Below are 12,467 nucleotides of genomic sequence, written 5' to 3' on the forward strand. Positions count from 1 at the left end.
TATTTATACTAAGTAATATTTGGATCTGTAACTGCTTGACCAACGCCTGTGTCCACTACAGGAGTCCCATCTTCCTCATTGGTTTCAGAGATCGTTACATTTTCGGGAGCAATATACACCGAATCACCAAAATTAATAACACCACCACTAACGTTATTAATTTGAATTTTGCCAAAGATAATACAAGGCATAAAACCATCCCTTTTCATGATATCTACTATATCTATATGATGGACCTTATACCTCGTATAGTTACTATGCGTAGTTCTATCCAGTATGTATAGGGTGAGGAAGTTGACTTGATATCGATTACGAATCCTTAATATACTAGCCTATCGTTTATCATAACTTGATTTGTTAAGAGAGTTTATAGAAATTGTTTTTCCCTCAGCGCTGGAGCTTGATCCTTTCACCTTCTTAAGAGTCGCCACTATAAGAAAACTGACAATAACTAATAATAGCCACGAACTCACCTTTCCTAGATGAACGAGACTCCATGCCTCTGATTGGTTTGGGTATTCCCAAGCACCAAAGAATGTTGCGATATTTTCTGCAACCCATATAAAAAAACCAATAAGAACAAAAGATAGTGATAGAGGCATCCGGTAACGACTTCCATTAACCTCATAAGCCACCCATGATCGCCAAAAAACGATAAGAACTAGTCCAGATAACCACCAACGAACATCAATCCAATAATGGTGAGTGAAAAAATTAAAATAAATGGCGGCTGCAAGAGGTATAACGATCCAAAATCGCGGCCAATGAATTAACCGAACATTCAACCTCCTTCATGCCTGGCAGAGATAACTCGCTACACTCGCATACATGAATCCACTATACAAAGGCACCCCGAAAAATTTGGTATAACCTTCCTCTGGATAAGACCAGGAACCCATATGCACCTTAAAAAGCTCGAGAGCAAGCCCGATAAGGTGAAACAAAGTAATAACTTTCAGTTCATCACGTGTCTCAAGTCCAGAACGTACCATCCACCACTGCATGAGAAGAAAGATCATAAGCAGCCAGTCGTACCTTGAAAGGAAGGGAAGCGGCAAAATTTGTGTAATGGCCAAAGACCCAAAAATAACGACAGGAAACAAACAGGAAAGGGCTTGCTCCCATCCAAAATGAAGGAGTTGCTGAAATGCTCTTGTGATGCGCCCGTCGACTAATCTTTTAGTAAGCTTAATCGTCTTGTTCACTTTTATACTCCAATATATCCCCAGGCTGACACTCTAGTGCTTTACATATCGCCTCTAAAGTTGAAAATCGAACAGCTTTTGCCTTGCCGTTTTTTAAAATGGATAGGTTAGCCATCGTTATTCCAACCCTCTCTGAAAGCTCTGTCACGCTCATTTTCCTTTTCGCCAGCATCACATCAATATTGATAATAATTGCCATGTTATTCACCTCATACCGTGAGATCATTTTCTGCTTTTATGTCTATGGCATTTTCCAAAAGCTTTTGAAGAACTGCCGTAAATACGGCAATCACTAGGGAAGCGAAAATAAATACCAATCCGATCACTATGACACCTGGAGCGTCATCTTTTTCGCCAATGATATAAAAAAATGGCATAACGACCATATACACGATACTTATTGTGACTGCACAGAATTTCACATTTCTTAAAGCTCTTACAGACGAATTAGAAAAAGCATGATCCTTGTCAATAAAACTTAAAAGCTTTAAGGCCTGGTACAATGCAATGAAAAATGGGATCGCTGCTATATACATCCCTATTATTACAGCATATAAAAAAGGAGCATAATTACTTTCTGATCCTTCACTCGCTATTAAGGGCAAGGCAAATATACATAGCAAAAGAACCGTTAATCCAATCAGAAATACAACTGCCCTCAAAAAGTTTGTTGAGCTTCGATTCATCTCATCCACCTCGCTTGGTTATGTAATATTGATTATAATGTAATTTTTATCGTTTTACAATAAAAAATTATTGTTATATTTGAGCGCAGTAAGGGGGAATTTGATTAATAAACAAAAACGCAGCTCCTTTTCACAGAGAACACTGCGTTTTAAAAATTAGTGAGATTATTTACGTCTATAGAGTAAGATATGTTTATAAATTTTATATAAGGAAATATATGGGATGAGGTATTTATCCTGTTTTTTTATGAGGTGTCTCTATGAAATTATCACACAAAATTATTATAGGAGTTATAATCGGAATTGCCCTTGCGTTAGGGTTTCAGCTAGGTATGATACTCACAGACAACTTTTTATTCGTTTGGATCATTGCACTTTTGATTGGCTTGTTAGCTCGTATCATAGCCCAACTTGTTCTGAATAATTACAATGCATCAAAATAACGATTATAGAAAAACACATTGCATAAGACAATGTGTTTTTCTAGGTAAGCTAGTTTGTTCTTTATCTGTTTTCCCGCTGATTCCAGTGGATCGCTTTTTCTTCTATTTTTGAAACTAGCTTCTCCTTACCTTTTATATAAGCATTTATATCAAAAGGATAGCGCTTAGCCAACTCACCTTTTAAGTTCCCGTACTCCATTCTTTCCTCTGAATGGGCCCTTAAATAGTCTCTAAAAGCAAGGTGGCGTTCAATCTGCTCATTTCCTGCCTCATAAATATGAACATGATGAGTTCGATCATCGCCGTCTTTTTCAAAATACCTCCGACCTGGAATTCCATTTTCCCCTTTGGGGTGATAGCCGATCGCTTTCATTTCTACATTATAATCGTTAACTCTATGAATTTCTTTTACCACAGGCATTAGGTCAATAATGGGCTTAGCCTTCATACCTTTTACAGAAGTGCTTCCTATATGGTAGATAGCTACCAATTCCTCTTGGAAAATCCCTTTTATTTTTTTACTTTCTTCTTCAAACATAAACTCCCATTCTATTGTGTAAGGCTTAACCTCAACTTTCCTCATTTTATTCACCTTTTCTTAGCTCTTTATCCTTTTTGTCTGCGCAACAATGGATTGCACAATTTCAGCTGCGGATACACTTCGACTTAACCGCGGACTCTGGCCGGACCATAGTGACATAAATTCAGGTCGGTTCTGTTTGGCTGCTTCCTTACGAATACCCTTCGTCAAAGAGTTTTGTAATGGATAGTCTAATAGTTTACGTTCGTGACCTTCCATTTCTTTTACGAAGGTGTTAGTTATACCTCTAGCAGGTTTACCACTAAATGAACGAGTTATAACCGCTTCTGTTTCTTTTGTATGTAGAATGGCTTCTTTATGTTGCGGTTTGGCTCCGCTTTCTTTACAGGTAACAAAAGCAGTGCCTAATTGAGCGCCATCTGCACCTAATACTATAGAAGCTCGTACCCCTCTCCCATCCATAATTCCACCTGCAGCAATCAAGGGAATGTTCAACTGATCTGCGACTTGAGGTACGAGTGACATCGTACCAATCATCGATTGATTGTAGGAATTAGAAAATGTTCCCCGATGGCCTCCGGCTTCACTTCCCTGTGCTACCACGGTATCCATTCCATATTGTTCATTAAGGATTGCTTCTTCTACTGTAGTGGCAGTTCCAATCAGGACGATTCCTTCATTTTTAAGGTCTTGTATGATCCCTTTCGGTGGAATTCCAAAGGTAAAACTGCATACGGGGACTCGCTCTTCTATAAGGATATTGATTTGATTTTCGAAAAGGCATTCATCCACTTGCGGTTTCGTTTCTTCCTTTATTCCGAGTTCATTTCGGAAAGGTTCGAGTAACCGGTTCGCTTCTCCTATTTCTTTCTCAGTGGCATAAGGATTTTCAGGGACAAACACATTTACGCCAAATGGACTTTTGGTTAAGTCCTTGATTCCCTGAATGCTCTCTTTCATAGTCTCAGGCTTCATATACCCTGCCCCCAGTGTACCAAGCCCACCTGCATTGGAAACCGCAGCGACGAGTGCTGGAGTAGTGACTCCTCCTGCCATTCCAGCTTGAATAATTGGATGATGGATATTTAGCAGCTCGAGTAATTGATTATCATTCCACATGTGGTCTACTCCTTTCGCTAAAGAAAATGAATTGATTTTAGCCTAACATATTTTTCCTGAGAATCAGATAACTTCACATTGTAAAAAAAGCCACCCTAACCGGGCAGCCGTTGTCGATCATCTTATTTGAAACACTAATCATTCCACACCCAAATCAGTCAAGACTTTACAATCCATTTCGTAGAAAATTACAGAAAAAGATCCGACTCTAATTATCTACTCGTTGCAAATAATTCATCTACCCCTTGAACCCTCTGCATCGCTGTAATCTTTCCCTGATGCAGTCCTTCATGCCAAATCGAAAAGTTCAGCACCTCAGCTACGGTCGTTAAGACAATTCCATTACCGAGGTTAAAAGGCTTCTCTCCTTTTTCATCGAGCCGGCCTTGAATAGTCTCTTGAATACGATCCGTTTGTTTAGCAAGCTTACTACGAATTTCCTCTAAGGTTGGGGGTGTTATTGTCCATGAGTCCGGGCTGGTCCCACCGTTGAATAAGCTCTTGTATTCTTCCGACAGCTGCGGTTCAAGATCAAGAAACCGATGAATCAGATTTTCCTGTGCCACATAAATATGGCCAAAATTCCAGCGAATAGTATTTGAAAAACCCTTAGGCTGGCCATCAGCAATTTCTTCTGTTGTGGCATCAAGCGCAGCGAGAGTTCGCATTCTTACAAATTCCATCTGCTGAAACAACATTTCTTCCTTCATTGCTTCATCCCCTCTCCAATTTTATCAAGTTCTTTTATATCATTCTCTTTTTCCTTATATATTTCCTTTGTTAGCGGGCATAGTTCTTTTTGGAAAATTTTCGCTCTTTAAGACAAAATAGATGAATGAGTTTAGCGAAGCAAAAGCAGCAATGAGTAAGAACAAATAAGTGCTTATTTCATCCCCTCCTAAACCAAACTCATCCACGATAATGCCACTATAATAAAGCAATTGACAGGAAACTGCGAGAGATACAACAGATAACCCTACGACAGATAAACCATTTGTAAACCTTCTTCTTAAACGAGGAAATAGGATGATAAAAAATAGGGCAAGCATTATACATAATAATAAGACGAAGACAGGTCTCATCAAAGTGAATGCTCCGTCTGTTACAAAAGAATCATAGGTAAACATAAAAACCTCCAACATTGTGTAATGCAAATAAACCTTCTAATACCCAGCCAAAACTGCGATAACTTCCTGGGTATCTGGGTCTACTAGAATAGTGGGATAAGCATCTCTTTTTTCGCTGTCCCCAGGTGTAACTTTCAAGACCGTTTCATTCAAATAATCTCCATCTAAATTCTGATGGGAGGCGATCTCTTCATCAATTACTTTCTCTTCAATTTCTCCAGTCAGCCATGCTTCCTTTTCCCGAAGTGCGATTTCAGATCTCTCTACATACGACCATACATTTTCTCTGATTTTCTGATCGATCGCACTACCTTGATTGCTATTTTTTTCTGTTGCCGTTGACTCACAACCCACAACTACCAACAGAATGGATACAATCAAAATGACTAATTGCTTCACTTGGAAATCCCCCTTTGTGAGCTTAGTCGTTTTACTGATATAATCGTTACGTTTTCACACCCCCTCTAATTTTTACATCCTCCCCCTATCACTTTTTACCGATGACCTTTATAATAAGGAAGCATGAACTTTTGTAGAAAAGGTGTTTAAAAAATGAGTTTATTAACTGTACAAAATTTAACCCACGGATTCGGAGATCGTGCGATTTTCGATGACGTTTCATTCCGTTTACTACAGGGAGAGCATATTGGACTGATTGGCGCGAATGGCGAAGGCAAGTCCACGTTTATGAATATAATTACAGGTAAGGTAGAGCCGGATGCTGGAACGATCACTTGGTCGAAGCATACACGCGTCGGTTATCTGGATCAGCATGCTGATTTAAAGGAAGGCATGACAATTCGAGATGTATTAAGAACGGCGTATCAATATTTATTTGATATGGAAACAGAAATGAACGAGCTTTTTGCTAAAATGGGAGAAGTAGATCCCGATGAATTGACAGAACTTCTGGAGGAAACAGGTCGGATCCAAGATGCCCTGACCAACAACGATTTCTATACAATTGATGCAAAAGTGGAGGAAGTGGCCAATGGCCTTGGGCTGGATGAAATTGGACTTGAGCGGGACGTGTTCGATTTAAGCGGCGGTCAGCGTACGAAAGTGCTGCTAGCGAAGCTGCTCCTTGAAAAGCCGGACATTCTCCTTCTAGATGAGCCGACCAACTACCTGGACGTGGAGCATATTGAATGGCTGAGAAACTACTTGCTTGAGTATGACCATGCATTCATTTTGATCTCACACGATATTCCATTCTTAAACAGTGTCGTAAACTTAATCTATCATATGGAAAACCAGCAGTTAACCCGCTATCCTGGCGACTATAACGAATTTCAGCGTGTCTATGAAATGAAGAAACAGCAGCTGGAAGCCGCTTATAAAAAACAGCAAAAGGAAATCGCCAACCTGAAAGACTTCGTCGCCCGTAACAAAGCGAATGCTGCAACGAGTAAAATGGCGATGTCCCGTCAGAAGAAGCTTGATAAGATGGATGTGATTGAGCTGGATTCGGAAAAACCGAAGCCCACCTTCAACTTCAAGCAAGCCCGCACTCCTGGAAAGTACTTGTTTGAAACGAAGGATCTTGTGATAGGATATGAGGAACCCCTTTCCCGTCCGCTTAACCTTAGTATGGAACGCGGCCAGAAGCTAGCATTATCAGGCGCAAACGGAATTGGAAAAACAACGCTCTTGAAGAGTATCCTAGGTGAAATCGAACCTGTTTCAGGATCCGTCGAATTAGGCGATCACTTACACATCGGCTATTTTGAGCAGGAGCTTAAGGAGATGAGCAACCATACCTGTATTGAGGAAATCTGGGAAGAATTCCGGCATTTTACCCAATATGAAGTACGTTCTGCCCTTGCTAAGTGCGGATTGACGCGTAAACATATTGAAAGTAAGGTTCAAGTATTAAGCGGTGGTGAGAAGGCGAAGGTCCGCTTATGTAAATTGATCAATAAAGAAACCAACTTGCTTGTTCTAGATGAGCCCACAAATCACCTTGACGTTGATGCGAAAGCAGAGCTGAAACGGGCGCTTAAAGAGTATAAAGGAAGTGTCCTTCTTATTTCACACGAGCCTGAATTCTATCAGGATATTGTCACAGACGTTTGGAATTGTGAAGACTGGACGACTAAGGTCTTCCAATAAAAGAACATTAAAAACGGTCATCGCATATTGGGTGACCGTTTTTTTGCTTATTTTACAAATGACCAATCAAGGTCACCGGATGATTTCAAATCGATGGAATTCGTTTCACTCCAAAAATTCGTTAATGTATGATGGGTATGGTCTATGATTTGCTGCGCCGTTAAGTGTTCGTTGTCACACGTCGTGTGAGCATCTGAAATAAGCGTTACATTGTAACCAAAGTCAAAAGCACCTCTTGAAGTACAATCTACGCAGTAATCTGTCTGTGCTCCGCAAATAAAAAGGTGATCGGCTTGAATATCATCCAGGGTTCTCTTGAGTGATGTGTGTACAAAAGCATTCGGCACAGTTTTAAAAATAATTGCATCTTGTTCCAGCGGCTTTTCTAAATCTGAGTGAAGCTGCCAGCCTTCTGCACCTCGCTTCATGGGACCTTCTGGATATTCATGCTGGACATATACAATAGGAATTTGTTTTTCTCTAGCCAAATGAATGGCTCGGTTCATGTTGTTGATTTTTTCTTCTCGTTTATAGGCGTTTGCTACAACAGCCTCTTGCACATCAATAATAACCAGGGCTTCTTTCCCCATGAATATCCCACCTTTTTTGTTGTCCATTCTTATTTCTCCGGTTCAACTTATAATTCCTGCGAATTCGAGGAATTTATCATTGGGTGAACGTGGATTATAATCATTAAAATTGGTAACCAATATGTAACCATCGTTTTTCAATGGTATACTGGAATCGACAGTATGTCATTTCTTTTAAGATTCATTTTTTCGGCTTCTTCAAGTACCCCGTTTCGTATTTCTTTAATGGGGTAAAGATTGTTATTAAGGAGGATAGAACCGTGAACGATAAAAAAGGATTAGAATTACAAATTGAAGAAGTAAGAGAAAAAATGTATGAAGCGTACAATGTCCCAAACAACTACAGTGAAGTGCTAAGAATTTCTCAACAGCTGGATCAATTGTTGAATAAACTAAATGGAGAAGGATAATGGAATCTACATCGTTCCTCTAAACTGGTAAGGGATATTCCTTTTACGCATGTCTTTTAATTCATAGGGAAGTTGAAGATGCTTCTCAGCCTCCTCTTGCTCTACCCATCGAATTTCTTCAATCTCTTCAGGGAAAGATATCTCGATCTTTCCCCCAGTAATTTCACCTGTAAAAGTAAAGAAAACGGCGTGATGACCCCGTTCTTCTACAAATGCTTCACTTAAGCTGAATATCTGGTCAACTTCTACGATTAAACCCGTTTCTTCTCTTACTTCTCTGATAGCGGCCTGCTTTAGGGTTTCCCCTTTTTCTACTGCCCCACCAGGTAGCGTAAAGTATGACTCTTTTCTTCCTTTATTTTTCACCATCAATACTTGATCTTTTTCATTTAAAAGCAGCACATAGGCAACATCGACTCGTTTCACTATTTACCTCCTCAATCGAATAGAATCAGTTGTCCGAAATAAACAAAGCTCATAATGACAAATACGAATGAAAAAGTTGTAAGAGCGCGGGGAAGTTTTCCACGGAGAACTTCCAGGGATAGTCCTATGAGCAAATGGACAAACAGAAATAGTAATAAAATCAATTTCATGGTTCTCGATCAGTCTTTGCAAAAAAACTCTGCTCCTTATTCATCTTTTGAAAAATACTCATTTTCAACTCCATAATATTTTTCAATTACTTCCCACAGGTCCATTTTATAGGTTCTATCGTCTTTCTGTCCTCCATTAATCTTGAACTCTTCGCCGCAGTTTTCATGAGTGATTTCAAAACCAGTAGACGATACTTTGATTTCTTGACCATTCACTTCCCCTTCAAAACCGCTCATTCCAAAAGGACTTACACAATCGTTACTGATCCTGGTTCGATTTCCCTCTTCATGAACGTAAAAATATTTATCTGTGACAGTTCCTCCACTCAGTTCTGGATTGGAGGTAACCGCATAACCTTCTTCGTTAATGGAATGAACATCAAACCCTTCCTCTACCTTTATTTCAGGTGCACCTTTGATGTTATAAAAGACATAGACTTCCCCCTCATACCCTTCCGGGAGTAAATACATGCGATCTGTTTCTTCTTTTTCAATAAGCATGTATGGAATTCCAATAATGACTCCTATGCTGATCAACAGGCTTATAGCAGTTGAAATGAGCATTTTCATTCGTGTAAACTTTTGCATCAGCCAGAAGCATAGCGTAAACACTACCACGATCCCAACGGAAAATGGTGCGACAATGAAAAATACCCAGATTAAACTCTCTAGAAATGAAAAGTAATACGTGTCCGATGAACGTTCAGAAACAGGTACGTAAGAAAGGATGGCAGCAATAGAAGCAGACAAAGCTGCAAGAAAAATAGCTGCCCCGATCATCTTCAAAAGTATTCTCATACACAAGTCCCCTTCTCACCCTGCATTTTCTACGTATCTATTATTCCAAAATCAACCTTTTTTCACAATAGATAGAAAAGTAACCTTTCTCCTTTACCCCTCAGGTCATCCAAATTCTGGATGACCTGAGGGGGGGAGTATTTTTTACATATCTCCGCCACCCGAGAAATGCTCTTCTTACATAGGTTCTTATTGAGTGTAATTATGAAACAATCTTCCTCCAAACGGAGTTAACATCTCGTCAATGAACTTGATTAACTCACTTTTTTCATTTTCTTTATAAAAATATTGGACACAATGAGTGAGTCTTTCCGCGATGTCCTCGTCAAATTCCTTTAACGAACGGTACATCCACTTCCCCTCTCCCGTCCACTTTCGATTGGCTCGTAAAATAAATGTATGAAAACTTTCGATAAGCGCACTAACGGTATAAACGTCTTCCTGCCAGACCTGAGAACCTTCAAGATCGTCAAGAAGGTCCGAGAGTATATAACGATATTCATCGATTTTATGTGACGGAAGCAAACTCGGACCCTCGGCCAAGCGGGCCTTTCCTTCTTCGATTAAGTCCTCCGCCTCTTCACCGCCTTTAAGTACCACACCCTCTGCACACATACGAGTAATCAGTGGAGTCCCTTCTTGTTGTTCTATAAAAAACTGGAGATCAAGAGAATCGTCATTATGAACAAAAGCTTCCACAGGAGTACTGTGGAATAGGAATGATTTACGAAATGAGTTTTTATCAATGATGATAATATCCAGATCAGAAGCTGGAGTCGCATTGCCATTCACAACACTACCTGACAATAATGCAATAGAGCAATCTGAAAAGTGAGTCAATACAAAATGACGGGCTGTATCCACCAATTCTTTTTTCATTGCTGTTCATCCCCTTATAAAACAAGTCCAGACCTTTTTAAGGCCTGGACTTGGGTATTGATTAATAATAAAACGCAGCTCCAACGATGATCAACAAGATAAATAGAACGAGAATCAAAACAAAGGTATCCCCACGATTATACCTCGGTCCCCAGCATCCACAATGACTCATGGCATATTCCTCCTTTTTTCTAATCACCATAGCCTATGTAGTTGAAGGAAAAGATGGATAGGCCACTGCCTATCTACCTTGAAGAGAACAAAAAAACCCACCAGAGACTGGGAGGTCTTAAAGAACCATTTGGTTAAAGTTAAGCCTGGAATTCGCGATTTTCAAGCACAATGACTTTATCAGTCGATTGGAAGTTAGCTATGCGTTTCGTTTCATCCACGAGTTGTCGAATAGTGGGGTGACACTTTTGAGCTCCTTTGATCAATAAAGGAACTCCCAGCCAATCGATTCCTAATCCTCTAGACAAAATTCCTCCTATGCTCATAACAAAAGGAACCGTTGGCGACGTATTAGAAAAAATAATACGTTCATCAAGGTCAAATAAGCTCAGAAAAACATCACACAGTTCACTAAGGGCTGGAACAACCAGCTTCGAAGAGCTTCTTCCTATTGTATAAACAAAATTTCCTTTTTCATCTTCTCCGTGAAAAATAAGCTTTCCAAAGTCTTTCTTTGTAAGCTTATTAAAATAAGGAATGGCTAACACATCCTCAGGAGTGAGTGATTTATCAGAAGGGTCAATAAGATTCAAATGATACGCAGCTGCCATAGATGTGGAGTGGGTACCTCCAAAGTCATTATAAATATATATCATAAAAATCCCTCGTTTCTTCCATACTACAGTTAGCATGAACAATCATTTCTTCCTTATACTTTTAATAAAAAGGAGTGACCGTCTCCATGGAGCACTTTCCTGTAATTCACACTAATTTCTGGGATGCCATTATTGCCGTTCCCGTTGTCCTGATTCTGACTCAGATTACAAAATTACTCTTTCAAGTCCCAAAACCTGTAGTGCCCTCAATAGCCAACGTTTTTGGCTTACTCATTTCAATCTTTTTTGCTCATCCACATAACTGGTGGGCAGGTGTGTTCATGGGTTTTTTCTATGGAAACGCGGCAGTAGGCGCTTATGCCTCGTTAAAAACCTCCTACATCTCTTATAAAAGGAAAAAAGAAAAGCCACCCCAGACGGGATAGCCCAACTATTATTATTTCATTTTTCTTCCAGTTTTATATCCGTTCCTCGTAACATAGAGGGCTTCTATTTAATAGTGTACTGCACTCCCTCTCAGTCGAAACAGCGACATTAACCTCTTCTTCAGCAAGCCTTCCCCACTAAATATGTAAAACTCATCGTTTTGTAAAAAGAATAACCGCAATGATCATAAGCACCATTCCAGCAATCCGCTGACCATCTAACTGAATCTGAGGCATGCCAAACCATCCATAGTGATCTATTAATGAACTTGCAATCAACTGTGCCGTAATTAATGTTATGATCGCTGCCGCTACCCCTATGCGAGGAACGGATAATACCATCGTTGAAACATAAAACGCGCCAAGCAATCCACCTAATAGCTGCCATTTTGGCACTTGAAAGACATTCAACAGGTTCCCTCTTCCGAAAAACAACATAACAAGAAACAAAGCGACTGTCCCCACTAAGAAGGAAACAAATGCTCCTTCAAATACACCTATCTTTTGCCCAAGGCCTCCATTTACTGTTGATTGTATTGCTACCCCAACGCCGCCTATGAATACAAGCAGCATTAATAACCATTGCATGAATTTCTCCTCCCTCTTCTTGTTGTGGTAAATCCGAGCGGACTCTTCCAAGTGCCTTAAAATTATGAGATTTTTGGAAGTACATGATACCACAATTAGAATAATTACAATTATTTCAAACTGAGGGTTGTTTCTCAATCATTTTTTTTGCACGACCTTT

Annotated in this window: 19 protein-coding genes and 1 pseudogene; 4 read left to right on the forward strand and 16 right to left on the reverse strand. The window is 39.7% G+C overall.

Annotated features, from left to right (window positions below; translation table 11 throughout):
* Window positions 1–8: 8 nt before the first annotated feature.
* The 4 genes and pseudogenes from HM131_RS13510 to HM131_RS13525 form a co-directional block, all read right to left on the reverse strand.
* Entirely contained in the window at window positions 9–191 is a 183-nt protein-coding gene (locus HM131_RS13510) for a spore germination protein (RefSeq protein WP_157130906.1), read from the reverse strand.
* 141 nt (window positions 192–332) lie between these two features.
* Window positions 333–1,160, reverse strand: a pseudogene (locus HM131_RS13515) (DUF817 domain-containing protein).
* A 28-nt stretch (window positions 1,161–1,188) separates the two neighbouring features.
* Entirely contained in the window at window positions 1,189–1,404 is a 216-nt protein-coding gene (locus HM131_RS13520; protein WP_085030265.1) for a helix-turn-helix domain-containing protein, read from the reverse strand.
* A gap of 10 nt (window positions 1,405–1,414) precedes the next feature.
* Window positions 1,415–1,891, reverse strand: a complete 477-nt coding sequence (locus HM131_RS13525; protein WP_085030266.1) for a DUF2975 domain-containing protein — start codon at window positions 1,889–1,891, stop codon at window positions 1,415–1,417.
* Window positions 1,892–2,151: 260 nt separating this feature from the next.
* Here HM131_RS13525 and HM131_RS13530 point away from each other — a divergent pair, with 260 nt between their 5' ends.
* Window positions 2,152–2,334: a hypothetical protein gene (locus tag HM131_RS13530; RefSeq protein ID WP_085030267.1), complete on the forward strand. Its 183-nt coding sequence runs from the start codon at window positions 2,152–2,154 to the stop codon at window positions 2,332–2,334.
* Window positions 2,335–2,395: 61 nt separating this feature from the next.
* Here HM131_RS13530 and HM131_RS13535 read toward each other — a convergent pair whose 3' ends face one another.
* From HM131_RS13535 to HM131_RS13555, 5 genes are all read right to left on the reverse strand, one after another.
* On the reverse strand, window positions 2,396–2,917 hold the full coding sequence (locus tag HM131_RS13535; RefSeq protein WP_085030268.1) for a GrpB family protein: 522 nt from the start codon (window positions 2,915–2,917) through the stop codon (window positions 2,396–2,398).
* Between the two features lie 15 nt (window positions 2,918–2,932).
* Complete coding sequence (locus HM131_RS13540; RefSeq protein ID WP_085030269.1) at window positions 2,933–3,994, reverse strand: NAD(P)H-dependent flavin oxidoreductase; 1,062 nt, start codon at window positions 3,992–3,994, stop codon at window positions 2,933–2,935.
* Window positions 3,995–4,206: 212 nt separating this feature from the next.
* A complete protein-coding gene (locus tag HM131_RS13545) occupies window positions 4,207–4,704 on the reverse strand; it encodes a DinB family protein (protein WP_085030270.1) in 498 nt (165 codons plus the stop codon).
* Window positions 4,705–4,758: 54 nt separating this feature from the next.
* Window positions 4,759–5,121, reverse strand: a complete 363-nt coding sequence (locus HM131_RS13550) for a hypothetical protein (protein WP_085030271.1) — start codon at window positions 5,119–5,121, stop codon at window positions 4,759–4,761.
* 36 nt (window positions 5,122–5,157) lie between these two features.
* Window positions 5,158–5,520, reverse strand: a complete 363-nt coding sequence (locus tag HM131_RS13555; RefSeq protein ID WP_085030272.1) for a hypothetical protein — start codon at window positions 5,518–5,520, stop codon at window positions 5,158–5,160.
* Window positions 5,521–5,673: 153 nt separating this feature from the next.
* Between HM131_RS13555 and abc-f the strand changes: the two genes are divergently transcribed.
* Window positions 5,674–7,233, forward strand: coding sequence for a ribosomal protection-like ABC-F family protein (gene abc-f, locus HM131_RS13560; RefSeq protein WP_085030273.1), 1,560 nt, complete (start codon window positions 5,674–5,676; stop codon window positions 7,231–7,233).
* 47 nt (window positions 7,234–7,280) lie between these two features.
* Here the strand turns inward: abc-f and HM131_RS13565 are convergent, their stop codons facing one another.
* Window positions 7,281–7,850, reverse strand: a complete 570-nt coding sequence (locus HM131_RS13565) for a cysteine hydrolase family protein (RefSeq protein WP_085030274.1) — start codon at window positions 7,848–7,850, stop codon at window positions 7,281–7,283.
* Between the two features lie 233 nt (window positions 7,851–8,083).
* On the opposite strand from HM131_RS13565, the gene HM131_RS13570 reads away from it, so the two are divergent.
* On the forward strand, window positions 8,084–8,233 hold the full coding sequence (locus HM131_RS13570; RefSeq protein WP_085030275.1) for an aspartyl-phosphate phosphatase Spo0E family protein: 150 nt from the start codon (window positions 8,084–8,086) through the stop codon (window positions 8,231–8,233).
* 6 nt (window positions 8,234–8,239) lie between these two features.
* On the opposite strand, the gene HM131_RS13575 is transcribed toward HM131_RS13570, so the two are convergent.
* From HM131_RS13575 to HM131_RS13595, 5 genes are all read right to left on the reverse strand, one after another.
* Window positions 8,240–8,659, reverse strand: coding sequence for an NUDIX hydrolase (locus HM131_RS13575; protein ID WP_085030276.1), 420 nt, complete (start codon window positions 8,657–8,659; stop codon window positions 8,240–8,242).
* A gap of 206 nt (window positions 8,660–8,865) precedes the next feature.
* On the reverse strand, window positions 8,866–9,627 hold the full coding sequence (locus tag HM131_RS13580; RefSeq protein ID WP_085030277.1) for a DUF6843 domain-containing protein: 762 nt from the start codon (window positions 9,625–9,627) through the stop codon (window positions 8,866–8,868).
* 189 nt (window positions 9,628–9,816) lie between these two features.
* Window positions 9,817–10,506 (reverse strand): nucleotidyltransferase domain-containing protein, encoded by a 690-nt coding sequence (locus tag HM131_RS13585; protein ID WP_085030278.1) that lies wholly within the window; start codon window positions 10,504–10,506, stop codon window positions 9,817–9,819.
* 61 nt (window positions 10,507–10,567) lie between these two features.
* Window positions 10,568–10,678: a YjcZ family sporulation protein gene (locus tag HM131_RS13590; protein WP_157130821.1), complete on the reverse strand. Its 111-nt coding sequence runs from the start codon at window positions 10,676–10,678 to the stop codon at window positions 10,568–10,570.
* A 139-nt stretch (window positions 10,679–10,817) separates the two neighbouring features.
* Window positions 10,818–11,333 (reverse strand): DUF3189 family protein, encoded by a 516-nt coding sequence (locus tag HM131_RS13595; RefSeq protein ID WP_085031998.1) that lies wholly within the window; start codon window positions 11,331–11,333, stop codon window positions 10,818–10,820.
* Window positions 11,334–11,419: 86 nt separating this feature from the next.
* Here HM131_RS13595 and HM131_RS13600 point away from each other — a divergent pair, with 86 nt between their 5' ends.
* The gene (locus HM131_RS13600; RefSeq protein ID WP_085030280.1) at window positions 11,420–11,719 is read left to right on the forward strand and encodes a hypothetical protein; all 300 of its coding nucleotides are present in this window, start codon (window positions 11,420–11,422) and stop codon (window positions 11,717–11,719) included.
* A 153-nt stretch (window positions 11,720–11,872) separates the two neighbouring features.
* Here HM131_RS13600 and HM131_RS13605 read toward each other — a convergent pair whose 3' ends face one another.
* Window positions 11,873–12,307, reverse strand: coding sequence for a DMT family transporter (locus tag HM131_RS13605; protein ID WP_085030281.1), 435 nt, complete (start codon window positions 12,305–12,307; stop codon window positions 11,873–11,875).
* Between the last annotated feature and the right edge of the window lie 160 nt (window positions 12,308–12,467).

The organism is Halobacillus mangrovi (assembly GCF_002097535.1).
In the GTDB taxonomy this organism is placed as follows: Bacteria; Bacillota; Bacilli; order Bacillales; family Halobacillaceae; genus Halobacillus; species Halobacillus mangrovi_A.

Bases quoted from the DNA above. Each gene is read 5' to 3' on its own strand.
- HM131_RS13510 (WP_157130906.1), bottom strand. From the start codon at position 191: ATGCCTTGTATTATCTTTGGCAAAATTCAAATTAATAACGTTAGTGGT.
- HM131_RS13520 (WP_085030265.1), bottom strand. From the start codon at position 1,404: ATGGCAATTATTATCAATATTGATGTGATGCTGGCGAAAAGGAAAATG.
- HM131_RS13525 (WP_085030266.1), bottom strand. From the start codon at position 1,891: ATGAATCGAAGCTCAACAAACTTTTTGAGGGCAGTTGTATTTCTGATT.
- HM131_RS13530 (WP_085030267.1), top strand. From the start codon at position 2,152: ATGAAATTATCACACAAAATTATTATAGGAGTTATAATCGGAATTGCC.
- HM131_RS13535 (WP_085030268.1), bottom strand. From the start codon at position 2,917: ATGAGGAAAGTTGAGGTTAAGCCTTACACAATAGAATGGGAGTTTATG.
- HM131_RS13540 (WP_085030269.1), bottom strand. From the start codon at position 3,994: ATGTGGAATGATAATCAATTACTCGAGCTGCTAAATATCCATCATCCA.
- HM131_RS13545 (WP_085030270.1), bottom strand. From the start codon at position 4,704: ATGAAGGAAGAAATGTTGTTTCAGCAGATGGAATTTGTAAGAATGCGA.
- HM131_RS13550 (WP_085030271.1), bottom strand. From the start codon at position 5,121: ATGTTTACCTATGATTCTTTTGTAACAGACGGAGCATTCACTTTGATG.
- abc-f (WP_085030273.1), top strand. From the start codon at position 5,674: ATGAGTTTATTAACTGTACAAAATTTAACCCACGGATTCGGAGATCGT.
- HM131_RS13565 (WP_085030274.1), bottom strand. From the start codon at position 7,850: ATGGACAACAAAAAAGGTGGGATATTCATGGGGAAAGAAGCCCTGGTT.
- HM131_RS13580 (WP_085030277.1), bottom strand. From the start codon at position 9,627: ATGAGAATACTTTTGAAGATGATCGGGGCAGCTATTTTTCTTGCAGCT.
- HM131_RS13585 (WP_085030278.1), bottom strand. From the start codon at position 10,506: ATGAAAAAAGAATTGGTGGATACAGCCCGTCATTTTGTATTGACTCAC.
- HM131_RS13590 (WP_157130821.1), bottom strand. From the start codon at position 10,678: ATGAGTCATTGTGGATGCTGGGGACCGAGGTATAATCGTGGGGATACC.
- HM131_RS13595 (WP_085031998.1), bottom strand. From the start codon at position 11,333: ATGATATATATTTATAATGACTTTGGAGGTACCCACTCCACATCTATG.
- HM131_RS13600 (WP_085030280.1), top strand. From the start codon at position 11,420: ATGGAGCACTTTCCTGTAATTCACACTAATTTCTGGGATGCCATTATT.
- HM131_RS13605 (WP_085030281.1), bottom strand. From the start codon at position 12,307: ATGCAATGGTTATTAATGCTGCTTGTATTCATAGGCGGCGTTGGGGTA.